17 protein-coding genes are annotated in these 19,188 nt (G+C 56.5%); 9 read left to right on the forward strand and 8 right to left on the reverse strand.

Going from position 1 to position 19,188, the window contains the following annotated elements:
- The first annotated feature begins 24 nt into the window (after window positions 1–24).
- Window positions 25–888 carry a YitT family protein gene (locus RUDLU_RS0117645; protein ID WP_019989735.1) on the forward strand — a complete coding sequence of 288 codons (864 nt, stop codon included), beginning with the start codon at window positions 25–27 and terminating at the stop codon, window positions 886–888.
- Between the two features lie 100 nt (window positions 889–988).
- On the opposite strand, the gene RUDLU_RS0117650 is transcribed toward RUDLU_RS0117645, so the two are convergent.
- On the reverse strand, window positions 989–1,684 hold the full coding sequence (locus RUDLU_RS0117650; protein ID WP_027303172.1) for a 3-keto-disaccharide hydrolase: 696 nt from the start codon (window positions 1,682–1,684) through the stop codon (window positions 989–991).
- Between the two features lie 143 nt (window positions 1,685–1,827).
- Window positions 1,828–2,520 carry a DNA repair protein RecO gene (gene recO / locus RUDLU_RS0117655; protein ID WP_019989737.1) on the reverse strand — a complete coding sequence of 231 codons (693 nt, stop codon included), beginning with the start codon at window positions 2,518–2,520 and terminating at the stop codon, window positions 1,828–1,830.
- A gap of 169 nt (window positions 2,521–2,689) precedes the next feature.
- Here recO and RUDLU_RS28835 point away from each other — a divergent pair, with 169 nt between their 5' ends.
- The 3 genes from RUDLU_RS28835 to RUDLU_RS0117670 all read left to right on the forward strand — a co-directional run bounded on the left by RUDLU_RS28835 (window position 2,690) and on the right by RUDLU_RS0117670 (window position 10,310).
- Window positions 2,690–5,422 carry a hypothetical protein gene (locus RUDLU_RS28835; protein WP_019989738.1) on the forward strand — a complete coding sequence of 911 codons (2,733 nt, stop codon included), beginning with the start codon at window positions 2,690–2,692 and terminating at the stop codon, window positions 5,420–5,422.
- Window positions 5,423–5,678: 256 nt separating this feature from the next.
- Complete coding sequence (locus RUDLU_RS28840; RefSeq protein WP_019989739.1) at window positions 5,679–9,281, forward strand: putative Ig domain-containing protein; 3,603 nt, start codon at window positions 5,679–5,681, stop codon at window positions 9,279–9,281.
- Window positions 9,282–9,470: 189 nt separating this feature from the next.
- Window positions 9,471–10,310 (forward strand): fumarylacetoacetate hydrolase family protein, encoded by an 840-nt coding sequence (locus tag RUDLU_RS0117670; RefSeq protein WP_019989740.1) that lies wholly within the window; start codon window positions 9,471–9,473, stop codon window positions 10,308–10,310.
- Window positions 10,311–10,430: 120 nt separating this feature from the next.
- Here the strand turns inward: RUDLU_RS0117670 and RUDLU_RS0117675 are convergent, their stop codons facing one another.
- Together RUDLU_RS0117675 and arfB are read right to left on the reverse strand one after the other, a co-directional pair.
- Window positions 10,431–11,570 carry a 5-(carboxyamino)imidazole ribonucleotide synthase gene (locus tag RUDLU_RS0117675; protein WP_019989741.1) on the reverse strand — a complete coding sequence of 380 codons (1,140 nt, stop codon included), beginning with the start codon at window positions 11,568–11,570 and terminating at the stop codon, window positions 10,431–10,433.
- Between the two features lie 108 nt (window positions 11,571–11,678).
- Complete coding sequence (gene arfB, locus RUDLU_RS0117680) at window positions 11,679–12,086, reverse strand: alternative ribosome rescue aminoacyl-tRNA hydrolase ArfB (protein ID WP_019989742.1); 408 nt, start codon at window positions 12,084–12,086, stop codon at window positions 11,679–11,681.
- Between the two features lie 278 nt (window positions 12,087–12,364).
- Here arfB and RUDLU_RS0117685 point away from each other — a divergent pair, with 278 nt between their 5' ends.
- The 5 genes from RUDLU_RS0117685 (at window position 12,365) to RUDLU_RS0117705 (ending at window position 14,648) form a co-directional block, all read left to right on the forward strand.
- The gene (locus tag RUDLU_RS0117685) at window positions 12,365–12,730 is read left to right on the forward strand and encodes a hypothetical protein (protein ID WP_019989743.1); all 366 of its coding nucleotides are present in this window, start codon (window positions 12,365–12,367) and stop codon (window positions 12,728–12,730) included.
- An 11-nt stretch (window positions 12,731–12,741) separates the two neighbouring features.
- A complete protein-coding gene (locus RUDLU_RS28845) occupies window positions 12,742–13,479 on the forward strand; it encodes a hypothetical protein (protein ID WP_019989744.1) in 738 nt (245 codons plus the stop codon).
- Between the two features lie 25 nt (window positions 13,480–13,504).
- Window positions 13,505–13,867 (forward strand): hypothetical protein, encoded by a 363-nt coding sequence (locus RUDLU_RS0117695; RefSeq protein ID WP_019989745.1) that lies wholly within the window; start codon window positions 13,505–13,507, stop codon window positions 13,865–13,867.
- 77 nt (window positions 13,868–13,944) lie between these two features.
- On the forward strand, window positions 13,945–14,289 hold the full coding sequence (locus RUDLU_RS0117700; protein ID WP_245581683.1) for a hypothetical protein: 345 nt from the start codon (window positions 13,945–13,947) through the stop codon (window positions 14,287–14,289).
- Window positions 14,286–14,648 (forward strand): hypothetical protein, encoded by a 363-nt coding sequence (locus RUDLU_RS0117705; protein WP_019989747.1) that lies wholly within the window; start codon window positions 14,286–14,288, stop codon window positions 14,646–14,648. Before RUDLU_RS0117700 ends, RUDLU_RS0117705 begins: the two co-directional genes overlap by 4 nt.
- Before the next feature lie 59 nt (window positions 14,649–14,707).
- On the opposite strand, the gene RUDLU_RS0117710 is transcribed toward RUDLU_RS0117705, so the two are convergent.
- The 4 genes from RUDLU_RS0117710 to RUDLU_RS0117725 all read right to left on the reverse strand — a co-directional run bounded on the left by RUDLU_RS0117710 (window position 14,708) and on the right by RUDLU_RS0117725 (window position 19,188).
- Window positions 14,708–15,550 (reverse strand): MBL fold metallo-hydrolase, encoded by an 843-nt coding sequence (locus RUDLU_RS0117710; RefSeq protein WP_019989748.1) that lies wholly within the window; start codon window positions 15,548–15,550, stop codon window positions 14,708–14,710.
- Between the two features lie 65 nt (window positions 15,551–15,615).
- Window positions 15,616–16,572, reverse strand: coding sequence for an arabinan endo-1,5-alpha-L-arabinosidase (locus RUDLU_RS0117715; protein WP_019989749.1), 957 nt, complete (start codon window positions 16,570–16,572; stop codon window positions 15,616–15,618).
- Window positions 16,573–16,659: 87 nt separating this feature from the next.
- Window positions 16,660–17,331: a DUF3823 domain-containing protein gene (locus RUDLU_RS0117720; RefSeq protein WP_019989750.1), complete on the reverse strand. Its 672-nt coding sequence runs from the start codon at window positions 17,329–17,331 to the stop codon at window positions 16,660–16,662.
- A 9-nt stretch (window positions 17,332–17,340) separates the two neighbouring features.
- Complete coding sequence (locus RUDLU_RS0117725) at window positions 17,341–19,188, reverse strand: RagB/SusD family nutrient uptake outer membrane protein (RefSeq protein WP_019989751.1); 1,848 nt, start codon at window positions 19,186–19,188, stop codon at window positions 17,341–17,343.

Here is a 19,188-nt window from a genome sequence, read left to right on the forward strand (position 1 = left end):
TCTATTGGATAAATCACCATTTCTATGAGCCAAACGAAAGTCTATATCAAAGACACTGTATTAATTATTGCGGGTATTTTCTCGGTGGCAATGGGCCTGAAAGGGTTCCTGTTATCGAGCCATTTTATCGATGGGGGCGTCACGGGCATTTCCATGCTCATCGCCAATCTGACGGGATGGTCGCTCTCGGTTATGTTGCCCCTGTTCAACCTGCCTTTTCTGATTTTAGGATACTACCAGATTGGTCGGTCATTTGCTATCAAAAGTGCCCTCGGCATTGCCGGGTTGGCCCTGTGTATTGCCGTAGTGCCGTTTCCCGACGTGACACCCGACTTGCTGCTGACGGCCATTTTCGGCGGGGTGTTTATTGGGGCGGGTATTGGGCTGGCCATGCGGGGTGGGGCTGTGCTCGATGGCACTGAGGCTGCGGCCCTGCTGCTGAGTCGCCGGTCGAGTTTGTTGCGGGTTGGAGATATTATCCTGGTAATCAACGTCTTTATTTTCGGCGCGGCTGCGTTTAGCTTAGGCGTCGATGTGGCCTTGTACTCGATGATTACCTATTTTGGGGCCTCCAAAGCCATTGATTTTCTGGTACACGGTATCGAGGAACACACAGCCGTGCTGATTGTCTCGGATCATGCCGAAACGGTGCGCCTGATGCTGACCGAAGAACTTGGGAAGGGGGTGACTGTGCTGAAAGGGCAGAAGGGCTACGGCAAGCGGGGGCATCACCGCGAAGCTACCGATGTCCTGTATACGGTGGTGACCCGGCTCGAACTGAGCCGCCTGCGCGACGCCGTCGAACTCATCGACCCCAACGTGTTTATGATTCAGCACGGGATCGACGATGCCCGCGGAGGATTGGTGAAGGGAAGGCCGCTACATTAAAGAGTGAAAGAGTGAAAGAGTGAAAGAGCGAAAGGGCGAAATCAAACCGCTCTTTGCCATTTGCGGCCCGCACTCTTTCACTCTTTCGCTCTTTCACTCATTACATTTCCTTTACCCGGATGTTGCGGTACCAAACGGTGTCGCCGTGGCCTTGCAGGGCAATTTTGCCTTTGACGTGCGGGTTGGCGTAGGGCATTTTGGCAAATTTGCTTTTGGCAACCATACCTTTCCAGGTATCTGAGCCGTATTCGTATTCCACTACTTTTTTGCCGTTGAGCCAGTGCTCTACGTGGTTGTTATTGACCAGAATCCGGCCTTTATTCCACTCACCCGCCGGTTTTGACACATTGAGGTCGCCGGGAGGAATCATGTCGTAGTTGGCGGCCGTCAGCTGATTGTTGTTCAGCTTCATAAGCTTGCCGTCTTTGTCGCGCCACTCATATCCCTTGTCGTCAATTACTTGATATTCAGGGCCTGAGATGTACGTCTGGTTGTACTGGGCGTCTTCAATTACTTTGTAAATGACCCCACTATTGCCTTTGGGCTGTACCTTAAATTCAAACTCCAGGTCGAAGTTTTCAAACTCCTTGTCCGACACCAGATCGCCCTGCTTCCCGTCGGTGGTGAGGGCACCGTTTTCGACTTTCCAGCCATTCGTATCCGTTTTCAGGTACCGATGCCAGCCTGTAGTCGTTTTGCCATCGAAGAGTGGGGTCCATTTGGCTCGCTTGGATGGGGGTGTAGCGGCTGTCAACGTGACGGTGAGCAGCCCCAGCATAAAAAGGGATCGTTTCATAGAGTCAGTAAGCTAAGATATTTCTTCTGCAACCGATGTTGTCTATTGCAGATTCGTTTCTTACTAAAAGCCCTGAATCGGCGGAATTACTGCTATAAACTTCACACAAACACGGATTGTGGGTCAATGCGCCTGAAGATGAATTAGCTCAGTACCTCGCGCAGTACCGGTAGCGACTTGATTTCGCCTAGCGAATCAACGTGAATCCGGTAGTAGGCTACCACCGCATCGAGCAGTTCGTTGCGCGCGGTTCGGCTCAGGGGGGCGGGGGTGCCGTAGGGGTACCGAATGAGCAGATTCAGGGCCGACTCGGTATCGCTGTCGGGTAAAAACGGGTACGAATGTTCGCGCAGCTGGTTTTCGAACTCGCGCGCGCCCTCGGGGCTAAACCCTAGAAACGATGTGAGTTTAAGCAAAAAAGCGAGGTGAAAGTTTTCGTAATGCGCCTGAGCCTCCTCCAGAAACAGCACCGACTCAACCAGAAATCGAAACAGTACCGGGCTCCCCGTTTCTTCTTTCAGGGTTTTGGTGAGCATCTCGGTCACAAAAAGCCCCATACTTGTTTTGGCTACTTCAAACGGCAGGCTCTGAAAGGGGTGGCTTGTTTTTACCTCCGAAAGCCGGTGCAGATCCCGGTCTTCCTTGTAATACACCACCATGTCGAGCAGCGTAAGTGGCTGAAATAAAGCGATTTTGTTATTTTTATTTTTGGCCGAACGTACACCGTTGACCAGGTAGCTTTGCAGGCCGAAATCTTCGGTGTAAACACGGGCGATAATCGAAGTTTCCCGGTATCGAATATAGTTGAGCGCTACGCCTTTGGTCTTCTGTAACATACGGATAAATCGGCCCCTGAAGGCTTGCTGCTGGTTTTAAAGTAAGTGAACGGCACTCGATAAATTTGCCTTTTTTCTGCTTGGGCGCACGTAGGAAAAGTGTAGTATTGAAACTATATACATGTCGAAGTCTTCATGATAGGCCTTCATTTAGTTAACAACAATCTGTATGAAAAAATCTACGCGTTGGTTTAGTTTTCTCGTCACGCTGCTGCTTTTGGGGCCTTTGCTCACAGAGGCACAGGTGCGTACCCGCCGATTGGCGGCTGGCAGTGATCTGCGTGCGCAGGGGCTGCTGGGCAATCGGCAACTGGTGCCTACGCTGAGCCTGCCTGCGGTGGATGCCGCTCCGCTGCTAATTGAAGATGCGCGCGACGATAAGGCCGGCCGACCGATGCGGTTTGGCCTGCCCCGCCCGGTCGATGTCGATATTCTGGGAACGGCCTCTAAAGCCAATCTGGTCGGTTTTCGGGTGTATCAATACCGGATCGATGCCGCCGGGGCTTTGTCGATTAACCTTGTTTTTAGTCGATTGCAGCTCAAAGCCGGGGCGCGGATGTATCTCTACAACGGGGATGGCTCCATGCTGATCGGGCCAATTACCGACGCCCAGAATACCGGTAATCGCGAATACTGGACCGATGTGCTGCAAGGCTCAAACCTGACCATTGAGGTGCAGGAACCCCTCGTGGGCGAGGGCGCCAGTCAGGTGCACCTACGCTCGGTAGTGCACGGCTACAAAGCCGTTTCGAAACTGTTTGGACAGGCGGGTAGCTGCCACCCCAACATGGCCTGCTACCCCGACTACCAGCCGCAGGGCGATGGAGTGGCTATGGTTCTGTTGTCCGATGGTTCGCGGTTGTGCACCGGGTCGATGCTGAATTCGATGCGGCAGTCGTTTCGGTCATTTTTTACCTCGGCTTTCCATTGTGCCGACCTGAACGATACCGGTGTGCTGGAAGATTATGAGCTCGACGACGTGCAGAACTGGCTCGTGCGCTTCAACTACCAAAGCCCAACGTGTTCGCCATCGCAGGAGGATCTCGACGTGATCACCCTCAACGGCACTACGTTCCGGGCGGGTTATCCAAATAGTGACGTGTTGCTGGTGGAGTTGACACAGCAGATTCCGGCGGAGGTGAACACAACCTACAACGGCTGGAATCGGGATGCGGCTACCACGAGCAACAATTTCGGGATTCACCACCCCCGCGGAGACGTCAAGAAAATATCGTTTACCAATGCCGACACGCAGGTGAGCGGCTACGGGGGCTTCGGCGGAGATACCCACGTAATTGCCTTCTGGGGCGGCCTGGGTACTACTGACCCCGGCTCGTCGGGTTCGCCGTTATTTGATGGCAACCGGCGCATTGTAGGGCAGTTGCACGGTGGGCCATCGTTTTGTGGGGCAACCGGGTTCAGCCTGCGCGATTACTACGGCCGGTTCTTTACGTCCTGGACGGGGGGCGGCACGCCCGCAACCCGCCTGAGCGACTGGCTCGATCCTGACAACACAACTAACCTGACCACCGACGGCGTGAAGCCGTTGGTGGGCGGTCCAGCTGCCTTATCGTCGGTGGGTACGTTTGCCCTCAATACCCGTAATGCCTCGGTGGTGTCGTGGTCGGTGACGGGCGCGGCCGGGGCCGTATCGCCCATGTCGGGCGCGGGCAATACGGCCAATCTGACTCCGCTTGCCTCGGCCTCATCGCTGACGCTCACGTTTAGTGTCAACGATGGGCAGGGGTACCCTATTCAGTTTGCCAAAGTGTTCGATACGGCCGTGACGCCCCCGCCTGCCAACACGGCGCTCACGTTGCTGACCCCCTCGTACGATTGCGCCACGGGAACAATTATCTTCAATACGAGTGGTGGCGACGGTTCGTCCATCACCTACTCAGCCGTGGGGGTGCAACGGGCCTCGGCCACCAGCAGCACCGGCACGGTCGAAGCGGGCTTACGCGCCGACCCTAAGCCGCTACTGATTACAGCGACACAAAGCGGAACAACCGTGAGCATAAGTTTTGATTTTGGGCAGTATTGCGCCAGTCCGGGTAGTGTCACCACCACGCCCCCGCCTTCGGGCTCAGCCCTGACGTTACTGCCGCCCACCTACAATTGTGCTACGGGAGCCATTACGTTCAACACCAGCGGTGGCGACGGCTCGGCCATCACCTACTCGGCCGTGGGAGTGCAACGAGCTTCGCCCACCAGCAGCACCGGTACCGTCGAAGCGGGTTTGCGCGCTGATCCCAAACCGTTGTTCATCACAGCTACCCAAAACGGAGTCACGGTAAGCGTATCGTTTGATTTTGGGCAGTATTGCGCCAGTCCGGGTAGTGTCACCACCACGCCCCCGCCTTCGGGCTCGGCCCTGACGTTGCTGCCGCCCACTTACAATTGTGGCACGGGAGCCATTACGTTCAACACGAGTGGGGGCGATGGCACGCCTATCACCTACTCGGCCGTGGGGGTGCAGCGGGCCTCGGCCACCAGCAGCACCGGTACCGTCGAAGCGGGTTTGCGCGCTGATCCCAAACCGCTGGTCATCTCGGCCACGCAAAGTGGCGTAACCACCAGCATCACCTTCAACTTCGGGGCCTTCTGTGGGGGTAGTGTTCGGATGGCGTCGATCGAAGCGGCCAACTCCCTGAACGTGGAGGTTTTAGGTAACCCAGCGCCGGGTGAGTGGGTAAGCCTGCGGGTGAGCGGTCTGCGGTCGTCCGGGCTACGGGTGCAGACGGTCGATGCGAGCGGCCGTACACAGGCCGATGCCCAGTGGACGGTAGACGGTTTATCGGCGACGGTGGGGGTGAAACTGGGCCGTGCGCCGGGTGTGTATCTGCTGCGGGTGCAGTCGGGAACAGACGCGCAAACGGTGCGCGTGGTGAAGAGTGAATAGAATTTTTCGTAAAATTGGTACGAGCCTGATGGATAAGTACTTATCCATCAGGCTCGTTTTTTCTAAAAGTTGGCCTAATATGTTCGATATATTTCTATTGATTCTGCCGAAAAGCATATTTTCTCCTGTAAGTAGCTATAGATTAAAGCCGGATTGAATTGTGAAAATAAATAGAATGTGTATTGTAATTCATATTTACTAATTAGCTTATTTGGGGGCTGTTTTACACCTATTGACAAACACAATTCAATTTTTCATGACGTTAAAATTACCCCCTCTTGCCCTGTTACTATTTACAGTGTTTGGGTTGCTGGTGACCCTAAGGGCACCAGCACAGGTCTTTACCCGGAAACTCGATCCGGCCGATCCAAGTATGTCCCGCATTGCCCGGATGCCCGCAGGCGGTGTACCTTCATTCGAAGCGGGCGCCGTCGATGTGGCCCGGCTTAAAGCAGAAGATGAAATTGACCAGAAAGCTGGTAAACCCCTACGTATTGCCGTTGTGCAGCCCGCGTCTGTCAATGTATTGCAGGCCGGTAAAGCCACTATTGTCGATGGCGAGCGGGTTACGTACTATGAGCTCCGTTCGCCCGGTGCCCTTGGTATCGGAGCTGACTTCGATAGGCTCCGACTGGCTGAAGGAACCCAGATTTATCTGTACAATGCGGCCCGCACTACGCTCGTTGGTCCTATTACCCGTACCGAAAACACAACCGATAATCACTACATATCGGATCGGCTCATGGGCGACCGGCTGATGATTGAGGTGCACGAGCCGCTCAAGGCTGGCCCGAGCGAGATCAGCCTGTCGGGGATTATTCACGAATACAATATTCCGTTTGGCCCGTACGGCAACATCCGGTCGGCCCTGGCCTGCCATAACAACATGGCTTGTGCTCCTGATTATCAGTACGAAGGTGATGCCGTTGCCCAGATCTTTATGGTTTACAACGGGGGTGGCTACCTATGCTCAGGCGCGATGCTCAACGACACGCAGCAGTCGTTTCGTTCGTATTTTCTGACGGCTTTCCACTGTATCGACTTCACGGGTGATTTGCAATTGCAGCCCGCCGAAACGGCCTCAACAGCCAACTGGTCTTTCTTTTTCAAGTACCAGAGCGCGACCTGTACGCCTAACATGGACGATAATATTTACGTGACCATCAACGGTGCTACGTTCCGGGCCGGCTCGCCTAATACTGACATGACCCTGCTGGAGCTGAACCGCCAATTGCCCCTCAATCAGGAAATTCCGTTTCTGGGTTGGGACCGCCGGACGAGCAACTACATTGGCACCTTCGGGATTCACCACCCCAACGGCAGCGTCAAGAAAATCTCCTTTGCATCAGGAGCCTCTATTTATAATGGCTGGAACGGTACCTTCCCTGAGTCGCACCACGAAATGATCTTTACCAGTGGTACCATGGAAGGGGGCTCGTCGGGGTCACCCTTATTTAATAGCGACCGTCGGGTTATCGGGCAGTTGCATGGCGGGGCCAGTGGTTGCGCACCCATCCGGATGCTGTATGGCCGTTTTGATCTATCGTGGTTTGGCAATGGTACCGACAACACGCGTCTGAGCAACTGGCTTGACCCAACCCGCACGGGCGCTACCGTAACCAATGCGGCTACACCCCGGCTCACCGGCCCCGGTAGCTTTACGGGCTCGGCTACCTATGCTGTCAATGCCAATAATGCGCTGACTACCTGGACTGTACTGGGTGGTAACGGTATTGTGTCGCCTACGTCGGGCTCAGGCAATCGGGCCGACCTCACCGGCCTGACGAGCGGTTCATCGCTGACTATTGTATTTAGTGTAAATGCCGGTCAGTCGTACCCGATCACGTTCCGTCAGACGTTTGACGTGGGTAGTCCCACCGCCAACCGGCCGCCGGTAGCCCCGGTTGGCGGTATCGAAAACCAGCGGGTACCGCTCAATACGCCCTACGATTTTGAACTCCCCAAGTTTTCGGACCCTGACGGTGACGCCCTGACTTACTCGGTAGTGGGCTTACCGGAAGGTATCGTGTTCAACAACGACGAAACCGGCACCTACCTGTTTGGCGTGCCGTCGCAGCCGGGCGTGAATACCGTGGTGGTTACCGCTACTGATCCAGGTGGCCTGACCGCTTCCACGGCCTTCTCGCTGACGATTCTGGCCAACCGGGCTCCCACGCGTGTGGGAGCGGTAGTGAGTGGAACAGCGGCTGTAGGTATTGTGAGCACTTTTGCGCTCACAAGCCTCATCAGCGATCCAGATGGGTTCCCAATGTCGTACACAGTCACGGGAACTTACCCGCCGGGGATGGCTCGGGTAGGCAATAATATTACTGGTCGGCCAACCGCCATAGGTAGCTATACGCTCTCGGTTATTGGTGTAGATGAGGGCGGTTTGTCAAACTCAACTACGTTTATTATCAACGTATTGAGTGTGCCTAACCGGCCGCCTGTACCATTAGGGGCCAACCTCACGGCTTCACTGAGTACAGGGATTAATTATCGTTTGTCGGTAGCGGGAATTTTCACCGACCCTGAGGGCAACAGCATTACCTATGGGGCCATCGGCATGCCTGCGGCTTATACGCTTGTCAACACGCCAGAGCCGGCTATCCTATGCCGTGCCGATGTGCCGAGTGTCGTTTCCTTTACCCTGACGGGGACGGACCCACAAGGAGGTGTCGGACGTACCAATCTGACGATTGTTTTCCAGACACCGGCAGCCTCATCGGCCTTGCAGGTACTGCAACCAACATATGACTGCAATACCGGAGCTATCGTGTTCAGAACATCGGGTGGCAATGGTACGCCGATCACGTTCTCGGCTGTTGGCGTGCAGCGGGCTTCGGCTACCAGTACGTCGGGTACGGTAGAGGCAGGCTTGCGTGCCGATCCCAAACCGATTGTGATTACGGCCACGCAGAGCGGTTCTATAACCGCCACCTACACCTTCGATTTCGGAGCGTATTGTCAGGGTATTGCCCCGATTTTACCGCCCGACCCAACCCCACCGGCACCGACGGGGGCGCTGACTATGCAACAGCCTACCTACAACTGTAACACGGGCGTGATTGTGTTCAATACCAGCGGGGGCGATGGTTCGCCCATTACATTCCAGGCAGTCGGGGTACAGCGTACGTCGCCAACAAGCACAACCGGAACACTGGAGCCTGGTCTGCGCGCCGATCCCAAACCGATTGTGATTACGGCTACCCAAAACGGGGTATCGGTGAGTGTGACCTTCAACCTGGTGGGCTATTGCAATGGTACGGTTCCGCCACCAGTTCCGCCCACTACGCCACCTACATCGCCAACCACCAGCCCAGGCAGTGCGCTGTCGCTCACAACACCGACCTACAATTGTGCTACGGGTGTAATTGTGTTCAACACAGCCGGTGGCGATGGTACGCCTATCACCTTCTCCGCTATTGGGGTACGCCGGACTTCGCCCACGAGCGCCACGGGTACGGTAGAAGAGGGCCTGCGGTCTGATCCCAAGCCGCTGGTCATCTCGGCCACGCAAAGTGGCGTAACCACCAGCATCACCTTCAACTTCGGGGCTTTCTGTGGGGGTAGTGTTCGGATGGCGTCGAGCGAACCGACCAACTCTCTGAACGTAGAGGTTTTGGGTAACCCAACGCCGGGTGAGTGGGTAAGCCTGCGGGTGAGCGGTCTTGGTAGCGCCAGTTTGCAGGTGCAAACGGTTGATGCGACGGGCCGCCCGGTAGCCGATGGTGCGTGGACGGTGGGAGGAACAACGGCCACTGTGACAGTTAAGTTGGGCCGCATGCCGGGTGCGTATCTGCTGCGGGTACAATCGGGCAGCGCGGTGAAAACAGTGCGCGTTGTGAAGATTGAATAAAACGAGTTTAGGGTTTTTAGTTTCTGAAAGCACTGAGCTGAAAACCATAAATCCAAAAAGGGGTACCCGGCCGGGTGCCCCTTTTTGGTTAGAAACGGCCCGGCGAATGGATTTTGTCGGCTGACTGCCATTAGATTCGGCAGGATTTCGGATTATATCAGTACCAGTTTTAAGCCTTTATCTTTCCCTATGCGCCTGTACAAGACCCGCTCTGGCCTCGTTGTTCAACACGAAAATCAGTTTTACCGCGCCCCCACCGACGATTGGGACTACCTTGTTAACGAAGACAATCTGCACGAGTACCTGGCGCAGTCCATTGCTACGGCGAGCCCGTCGGATGAGTGCCGTACCTGGGTTGAAACCGGCCTGATGGCCCCTATTGGGCAACAGGAGGTTTGGGCGGCCGGGGTTACCTACTTACGTAGCCGCGACGCCCGCATGGAAGAGTCGAGGAAGTCGGGGGGCGATAATTTTTACGATCGGGTGTACGATGCCGAGCGCCCCGAACTGTTTTTCAAGTCGACAGCTTTGCGGGTGGTTGGCCCCGGTGGGTCGGTACGGATCCGGCGCGATTCGAGCTGGAATGTGCCGGAGCCTGAGCTGACGCTGATGATTACGACATCGGGCAAGATTGTGGGTTACACCTGCGGCAACGATATGAGTTCGCGTAGTATTGAGGGCGAGAATCCACTGTATCTGCCTCAGGCCAAAACCTACGACGGTGCGGCCGCTTTGGGCCCTTGCCTGTACATTCCGGCCGCGCCGATTGATCCCGAAACCACCATTGGCCTGGTAATTCGGCGGGGTGGGGCCGTAGCTTTTGAAGGGCAGATTCAGATCAACCAGATGAAGCGGCAACATACCGAGCTGGTTTCGTTCGTGTACCGGGAGTGCTCATTTCCACATGGTTGCTTTCTCATGACCGGCACCGGGCTTGTTCCTCCCGACGACTTCACCCTGTTGCCGGGCGATGTGGTGCAGATTACCATTGCCGGCATTGGTACGCTCGAAAACCCGGTAGCTGAATAGTTTGGGGTTTCAAGCGAAAATGAAAGGATAATGCACAATGAATAATGAATTAATAAGCTATTAGTCAGTTAGCTAATTCATTATTCATTGTGCATTATCCATTTGCTTTTGCTTTAGAACCTATTCCGAAACCACCCGAATAGCCCCCTGCACAGCGGCTACTTTTTGCCGGAGGGTATCGAGGTCGGGGTCCATGACGGTGATGTGCCCCATTTTCCGGAAGGGTTTCGTGATCGCTTTCCCGTACAAAAACGGAAACACGCCGGGCATGGCCAAGACGCTATCGAGCCCCTCGTAGCGGGCCGGTCCGGTATGCCCATCTTCGCCAAGCAGGTTGAGCATAGCCGCGGGCTGATAGCTGGTAGTGTTGCCCAGGGGTAGGTTCAGAATCGCGCGCCAATGTTGCTCAAACTGCGAGGTAACGTTGGCCCGGATGGTGTGGTGACCGCTATTGTGAGGCCGGGGCGCCACTTCGTTAATCAGCACCTCGCCTTCTTTGGTCAGAAACAACTCCACTGCCAGCAAGCCCACAATCCCGAAGGCCTCGGCGGTTTGGCGGGCAATGGCCTGCGCCTGTTGGTCGATGGCGCCGGAGATAGAAGCCGGCGCAAATAGATAATCGACCAGGTTAAGCTCCGGGTGAAACACCATCTCGACCGTCGGGAAGGTTTGTACCTCACCGCGCTCATTGCGGGCCACAATCACGGCCAGTTCTTTCTCAAAATCAACCGCTTTTTCGAGTACACCCGGTGCATCAAACGCCTTGGGCAGGTCGGCGGTGGTGGCTACGCGTTGCACACCCCGGCCATCGTACCCGTCGCGGCCGAGCTTATGAAACGCGGGCAGCAGGTCGGGGTTTTGGGCCACCTGCTGGCTTACATCGGCCCGGTCGTCGGTGAGCACAAAATCGGCGGTGGGGAGGTTGTGATCCCGAAAAAACTGTTTCTGGAGCCGTTTGTCCTGAATGGTACGAATCACGGCCGGTTGCGGAAACACCTGCTTGCCTTCGCGTTGGAGGGCTTCGAGGGCTTCGACATTCACTTTTTCAATCTCGATGGTCAGTACATCGACACCCTGGCCAAATTGGTACACCGTGTCGTAGTCGGTGAGGGAGCCCTGTTGGAAATGGGTGCAGAGGTGTCGGCACGATGCCTGAGCGTCGGGGTCGAGCACATGGATACGGAGGTTCCAGTCAATACTGGCTTGCAGGAGCATCAGGCCAAGCTGACCCCCACCGAGGATACCGATAGTAGGATTCAAAACGAAAAACCGGGAGGCCGGTGCGAAAGAATACCGTTGAACAAGAATACGGGCGCAAAATTAACCCACTTTCACGGATTACGATGGGTTGGTATAGGCCAAACCCGTTTACTCGCCCGGATCGACCCGGCGCCGGTTGGCTTTCAGGGTACTCCGCAGCCGTTTGTCGGTGCGTCGTTCGGCCACGGCCGCCCGGCTGGGGCGCGTCGGTCGGCGGGGTTTAGGTGTTTCAAACGCCTTCTCGATCAACTGCAAAAACTTACGCGTTACTTTCTCGCGGTTGCCCAGTTGCGTCCGTTCGGTTTGGTGGGTGAGTACCAGCTCACCCTCGCCCGTGAGTTTGGAGGCCAGTTTTTCGAGCAGAATAGTCCGTTCGGCATCGGTGAGCAGGGCCGAGTCGCGCACCGAAAAACGAAGCTCGGCTTTGGTGGCCACCTTGTTTACGTTTTGGCCGCCTGCGCCCCCACTGCGGGCAAATTGGTACGTCAGTTCGGGCAGAAGTCGGGTGGCGTCCATGCGTATGAAAGGAGAAAAATGGCCCCGGTTTGAGGGCGTTCGGGCGCGAAATAAAGGAACGGGAGCCTCACGTCCAATTTTCGGTCAAAATATAAACATTGTAGAGTCGGTAGAGTTTTGAGTCGTAGACAGTACAGCAATTCGGGTGGTTAATGATTGCTGGTTTATGGGCTTACGTTGGCCGGATAGATACGCATAGTGCTCACGGGCAGGCGATGCATTCTGAAGTAACGGTACGCCATAAAGCAGCGTTGATACCGCCCACACACTCAACGATTATGACTTCGCAAAATGAACAAATCACTGCTCTGATTGAGCAGACCGCCGATACCTTCGACGGCGGTATTCAGTCAACTACGGCCACCGACGGCATGTCGGTTATTGACCAGTGGATTGACGCCCTCGACGAAAACGGCGACGACCAAACCGACACCATCGCCGATATTCTGGAAGACCTCAAGGCCGAACTGAGCGTGGCCCGCCAGAACGAAACCCCCGACGTAGAGTCCATTCAGGAGCTTTTGCAGGAGCTGATCGACGAAACCGAGTCGTACATGCAAACGCCCGAAGCGAGCGCCCAGCAAACCGAACTGCAACGGCTCGTGTCGACCCTCCAGAACATTCATACACAAATCAGTGCCTAAACTCAACGATCATGCAACCGAACCAACAAACTACGCAGCTCCTGAACCAGACCATCGACACGTTTAACGGCGATGTTCAGGCCATTTCGCCTACGGATGGCGTATCTCTGATCGACAACTGGATTAGCGCCCTGCACAGTGGTGACGCGTCGACCAACCCGATTGCGAGCACCCTGAGTGAACTGAAAGTGGAGCTTCAGCGGGGCAATCCAGATGCCCAAACCATTCAGGCGTTGCTCGAACAACTGGCCAATCAGGCAAACGAGGCCGGGGAGGTGGCCGATGGTGCCGCGCAGTCGGCCCTGACCGAACTGTCGTCGGCCCTGCAAAGCTTTAGCCAGCAGCTTGGTGGTGAAAGTGGCCCGGCCAAAACCGGCGGGCAGGCACCCATGACCAGCACCACGACCAATCAAAGCACACAGGGAACATACGCAACTGATATAGACATGGACGATCAGACAGGCAGCAACGCAGGTGCTACAGGTGAATCGGGCAGTGAAAATTACGCCCGCCAATCGCCCGACGCGGGCAATACGCAGGGGGGCGGCTCGTACGGCTCAGGATACGGTACCGGCTCATCGGGTGAAGACGAAACCCAAAACTCAGGCACCGAGCGGTCGATGAGTGCGGATATGGACGATAATGCCAGCCGCGCCCGACTCGAAGGCGACTCTACCAGCAGTGGTTCCGATGATACCGACACGGGCGCATCGAGCCCCGGTGCTGGTGGCCGGATGCCGGTTATGTAGGCCCATCATCCAAATCACAGTCCGTATGGATACGAAACAAACATCACCCCACGATTCGCCGGTGCTGTCGCTCATCGATACCACGATTGAAGCGTTCGATCAGGGACAGGCCGCATCGCCCCAGGAGGGCATGTCGCTGCTGGGCGACTGGTTTTCGTCGGTAGAGAACAACGAACAGGCGGCCGACCTGATGCAGCCCATGCAGGCACTGCGCGAGGAGTTGCAGCAGGGGTCGCCCCGTAATACCCAGTTGGTGGAGTTGCTGGAACAACTGGCCGATCTGACCGAGGCAAAAGCAACCGGAGTAGAGGCCGACCTGGCGTCGCGACTAACCACCCTGTCGACGGCCCTGCGCAACTTTGCCGGGCAGCTTTCGACGGCGGTATAATTTAACCCAATCAGAAACAAGGCGGCAGGGTAGGTCCCGATGCCTCCGGTTGCCTTGTTTTTTTATCCCTTTTTATCATGGGTACAAACATTTTGGAACAACGGATGATCGAGGACACCCTCGATTTTTTTCAGGGCAACGACGGGCTGGAGGTAAGCCCGGCTCAGGGCGTTATGCTGATCGACGGCTGGTTGCAGGCGTTGGAGCGTGACGCCAATGTCGACGCCATTCGTGATGGTCTACACCAGCTACGCGAAGAACTAAATCACCCCACACCCGACCCGGCTACGGTGAAAACGTTGCTGGACCAGCTGGCCGATGCGACCGAAGATATGGCTCAGGGGCCCAGCGCCGAGGGCATGTGGACCGGCAGACTACAGAGTATGAGCGAACTGTTACGTAACTTCAGTAATCAGCTATGAACCCCGAAAAAGATATACACGCCAAAACAACCGACCTCCTCGACCAGACAATGGATCTGCTCGAAGGGAACGTGGTCGAGATGACCCCGCAAAACGGCAGGGGCATCATTGACCAATGGATTGAGCAACTACGGCACAGCGAAAACACGACCGGCCTGGCGGGCTCGCTGGAACAGCTGAAAAACGGACTCGAAGGTACCGGCCCCGACCCGGCTGAGCTTTCACAATTATTGCAGACCATGTCGGAGCAGGCCCGTCAGCTCGGCGTTACGCTGGGCCCTGAGGGCGACTTATCGGTACGGATTGAAGGATTAGCCGCGGCTTTGCGTACGGCGGCTGGGCAGTTTGGGCAGGCCTGATTGACTATGGCTCTGTTAAAAAACGCTGCCCGGTCGGGCAGCGTTTTTTTGTGGGTAACTTATACCGTGAGCCGCTCGCCCAGCCGGAGCACCCGGTAGGGGGTTTGGTGCGTATGGCAAGCCTGGATAAACTCGGCCGGGTCGGCGGTGTTGAACGCAAACAGGTAGTAATGATGCGGCACCACCTGCCCTGCGCCAATGGCTTTGCCCAGCCGGGCGGCCTCGTCGGGGTTTAGGTTACCGGCCACCCGGCGTTCGGGTTTGTTGCCGTTAATGGGCAGAAACGCCACGTCGATCCCGAACGGTTGCAGCAGGGTTTCGAGACCGTCGAACCAGAGCGTATCGCCCGAATGATAAAGCGTGTATGGCCCTACACGGGCTACAAACCCCATAAACCGGGGTCGCCCCTGCGCGTCGCGTTCGAGTTCGTTATGTGCGGCTGGTACGCCATACAGCCAAAATGGGTCAACCGAAACCGTTTGTCCGTCGGTGAGCCCCACGAGCGTAGGTGTCTCGGTGGGGAGCCCGAGCCGGTCGGCTACAAAGGTCCGGTTAGCTTCGGGAAAGACCAGCCGGGCGTCGGGGCTGTGGGCCAAAATGGGGCAGAGGGTTTCGGCGTCGAGGTGGTCGGTATGATTGTGACTCGACGTAAGTACGTCGATGCGGGGGAGCCGGGCCGGGTCGATTACCCGTTCCGAAATGCGTTCGTGGGGTTTGTCGGTCTGCGCGTATTTACGCGTGAGTGAGTCCGAGAGGTACGGATCGAAAAGCAGATGTTGCCCGGCGTACTGAATCAGAAAGCCGCTTTGGCCCAACCACCAGATATGCAGTTGATCGGGCTGTTGCCGGGCAGTCTCAATGTCGGTAAGGAGGGCGTCGTCCTGAAGAAAAGGCGTAATCATGGCGGAGGTGATGTTGTGGGGCAAAGTAAACAAAAGTAGGCCAGCCCCCGATAAAGCCCCCGACCTTACTCCAGTACGGGCCAGCCGTTGCGGAATTTGAGCCGCCGGATGGCTATTTTCGACCGGCCCTTGTCGTCGGCATCGTAGTAATGAATGGAGGCCAGCGTTTGTTTGCCTTCCCGCAAGACACCCACGTGCCCCGGCCCAATGTACGGCCCGGTTGTGCGCAGAACGAGGGTGCCGCCCCCGGCCGTCAGGTCACGGCCTTCCCCATCCACAAACGGACCGAGTGGGCTTGTGGACCGCCCCACCACAATGTAGTACGTACTGTTGAGCCCCTTGCAGCAAAATCCATTGTTCACAAACAGGTAATAGTAATTGCCCTCGCGGTGTAGGGCGGGCGCTTCCCAGTCGGACTGCCGCCCTCCGGCAACCCGCCCAACGGTGGTGCCTGCCTTTATCTTTCCTGTCAGCGTGTCGAGTTCGGCGGCTCCGATACCGCCGTGAAAGGAGCCATAGACCAGATACACCCGCCCGTCGGTGTCGCGCATGAGGCCGGGGTCAATCGCGTTGAAATCGTCGCGCGTTTTGGAGCTCACCACCATGCCTGCATCGGTCCATCGGTAGTCGGGCGATTGCGGGTCGAGGGTAGGAGAGGTGGCCACCCCAATAGCCGACACGGGCGAACCGAATGTAGAACAGGAATAGTAGAGGTAGTATTTTCCGTTCATGCGGATGCAGTCGGGTGCCCAGAAGTGCCCTTTGAACCCCCGCACGGTGCTATCAATCCAATTGGGCCAGGTGCCCCGCTCAAACACCGGTTTTTCGAGTTTCCACGTCTTAAGATCGGTTGAGCTGACGGCCTGAATGCCGTGCCCGGTCGAAAAGTACCAGTATCGGCCGGCTTCTTTCTGAATGGTACTCGGGTCGTGTGTGGTAAGGCCCGACGTAGAGGTCGGGGTTTGCGCCACGGCCGTCAGGTGAGTCAGTAAAGTGAGCGACAGGATAAGTCGGGCAAGCATCGGAATGGATCTGTTTAGACTTGTAAAGACTGCGATAGAAGAGATGTCATCTTTCTAAACAAGATGACATCTCTTCTATCGCAGTCTTTACAGCGTAATCTTCTGCACGGGGCTGTAGAGCATCTCGGCTACTCCCACGGTTTTGACCCCAAGGCGGGCGTAGCAGTAGCCTTTACCCGTAACGGCGGCCGGTACAGCAACCGAAAACGCCAGCGATTTGGTCAGGTCCGACAGGGCAGCCCCGGTCAGGCTGTTGGAGCCCGCGTTGTTGTTGATATCGACAAACTGCGTAGCGCCCACGTACAGCGTAACCCGCTCAATGGCCCGGCCCGTTGCCACCTGCCCCACGGTGCAGTTGGCCGTAATGTTGGTGCCGGTTTTCTGGAATGCCTGATTCCGAATCACGAAGTAAGGCTGTACCGGTACATCGACCTGTGCGCCCCCCCGAACCTGCACATTGATGGTATCGCTATTGTCGACCCACGGCCCGTTGCCCCGCAATCGCACAAGTTTGTAGTCGCCATCGAACACCACCGCCGAGAACGTACCCTCCTGCGACACGTACACCGGAATTTTGGTGAAGAGCTGGAAGCCCCGCTGCCACAGTTCGAGCTGTACGCCATTGGTACGCACGCCCACGGGCTGATTGTCGTAAATAACCCGGCCCGTAATGGTCGAGCTTGGCGGATCGAAGTTGTCTTTCTGGCAGCCGGTCAGCAGGAGAACCCCCGCCAACAGGCTAAAATAGATGGATTTCATAGTCAGGTCTTAGTGGAATGGGTTACGAACGATCTTCGGGTTGTTGTTGATCACGTTCTGATCGATTGACGAGTAGTAATTGCCCATCTGGAACAGGCGCGGAGCCCGGAACCGGGGAGCCAGCAGTTTCACAAACACATACTTGCCATCGCGTGGGTCGCCGGGCCGCACAATACGGTAGGGGTAGAGGGCGTACATCATGGCGTCGGGGTTGGTCACGTTACCGTTCCAGATTTCGTGGGCAATACGCCAGCGTTTCAGATCCCACACGCGGTGGTCTTCGAAGGCCAGCTCCACCCGGCGTTCGTTCTGCAACCGCGCCAGTGTCAGGCTCGTGAGGCTGTTGGCCGGGAAGCCCGCCCGTTCGCGCACCCGGTTTACGTAGGTGAGGGCCTCGGCGGTTTGGCCCAGTTCAAAGGCTGCTTCGGCCGCGTTGAGCAGGATCTCACCCAGCCGGAAACGCACCCACCACATATCGCTTCGGATACCGCGTGTGCTCGACAACGGAGCCGGGTCGATGTACTTCCGCAGGTAGAACCCTGTATTGGATACCTCCGTTTGCGACCGTTGCGGACCCGAGCTGCCCGTGAGGAGCCGCCCGTCGGTATGGTTTGCCCCGAGGGTGTTGCCCTCAATGGTCTGGTACGAATTGCTGGCACTGTTCCAGACCATCACACCGGCCTGAATCTGCACCTCCTGCCCTTTGAAGCTCGTGCCCGGATAAATCACGGTGCCGTACAGGCGGGCGTCTTTGTTGGCGAAGGGGCCGCTCAGGTTGTCGTAGTAGATAAAATCTCTATCGTCGGCGGTGCGGGTTTTCAGCGTGCCGGGGGTACCGTCGAGGTACTCGTAAGCCTCCACCAGATTCAGCACCGGCGTCACGTTCGACGACGATAGGTTGTCTTCGCGAATGTTGCGGGCAATGTTGTCGTAGCTAAACGAGTGCCGCTTGTCTTTGGCCGTCAGGAAGTCTTTGGCCAGAATCACCTCTGAGTTGTTCAGCTTTTTGGTAATGGCCTCGAAGAAGTTTTCGCCCAGATTGGGGTTGGCCCGGTAGAGCTGATACGGCCCGGCAATCACTTCTTTACTCGCTTCGAGGGCTTTGGTGTAGTACTCCTGTGCCCGGGCCGCCGGAATACCTACTTCGCCACCCGGTGTGCTGATGGGGGCACCCATGCGGTTGTTGTATTTCGCAATAGAACCCGCGTAGAGCATAGCCCGACTTTTGAGCGCCATGGCCGTAAACTTGTTGGCGCGGGTGTTGCTGCCCGTGTTGCCCAGGTCGTTCTTGATGGCGTCGAGTTCGGTGGCAATGAAGTCGTACACTTCCGACTCCTTGTTGCGCGGAAACTGGAGCGACGAGGGGTTGCCGCTAAAGTCGTAAATAAGCTGCCTGGTGATAATGGGTACCCCCCCCATCCGCTTCACCAGTTCGAAGTACATAAACGCCCGCAGAAACCGGAACTCGGCCGAAAACTGGGCTTTCTGAGCCGCCGAGAGGGCTGTACTTTTGGTTTCGATGCTTTCCAGCGCGAGGTTGATGTCGCGAATCAGGCCGTAATCCCATAGCCGCCACCGCTCAAAACCATACGACACAATGTTGTTGGGGCCGTCGTTATTCCCCGACCACATGGCCTCGTCGTAGGCCGCAAACTGATCCCAGCCGTTGTCGATCTGGGTGTGGGCCGGCAGTCGGTCGTAGTAGTTGGCCAGCAGGCTCGTAATCATTTTGGCATCGTTCCAGACCTGCTCTTCCAGAATGATGTTGGGGGGCTGGCGCTCCAGAAAATCGTCTTTGCAGGCCGTCAGGCTCAGGGTGAGCAGGCCAATCGACAGGTATTTATGAAAACGGTTCAT

The sequence above is a fragment of the Rudanella lutea DSM 19387 genome (assembly GCF_000383955.1).
In the GTDB taxonomy this organism is placed as follows: domain Bacteria; phylum Bacteroidota; class Bacteroidia; order Cytophagales; family Spirosomataceae; genus Rudanella; species Rudanella lutea.